Consider the following 561-nt stretch of genomic DNA (forward strand, 5'->3'; position numbering starts at 1 on the left):
GGACTCCTGGGCCAGGCCGCACGCCTCGCAGTAGATGCCGTCCGACGGCGCGGCGCAGAACTGGCACTCGCCGCGGACCTCGGCCTCGTACAGGTAGCGCTCGCACCGAGGGCAGTGGAACACCGGCAGCTCGACGACCTTGAGCTTGCCCGCCTCCCAGAGCCGGGTGAAGAAGCTCTGGACGATCTCGGTGTGCTTGGGCGTCATCAGCGGACGGGTGAACCAGTCGTGGTGCATCGAGCCCAGCGAGAGGGTCTCCTCCATCCGGTTGCCGAACAGCAACGCGGTCTCGTGCGGAGTGGACCCGATCTCGGCGGCGCGGCGCGGCACGTAGCAGGAGTGCTCGTCCGAGTAGCCGACGTAGCGCACCTCGTGGCCGCGCTGACGCAGGTGCCGGCTCAGCACGTCCGCGCCGAGGAAGGGACCGGATATGTGACCCAGGTGCAGGTCCCCGTTGGGGTTGGGCGGCGCGCTGGTGACGATGTAGGTGTTCACGAAACGCTGCTTCCTTCCGCGATACGGAGGGCGGAGACGACGTCGTCCGACGCATGGGGGTACGTG

The 561-nt window shown here is 68.3% G+C and carries 1 protein-coding gene; it reads right to left on the bottom strand.

All coding sequences use genetic code 11. From position 1 onward, the window contains the following. On the bottom strand, nucleotides 1–495 hold a 495-nt coding region (locus KUM32_RS43085; RefSeq protein ID WP_308408864.1), incomplete at its 3' end, for a class I tRNA ligase family protein. Nucleotides 496–561: the final 66 nt, after the last annotated feature.

This window comes from Streptomyces sp. AC627_RSS907, from assembly GCF_019049165.1.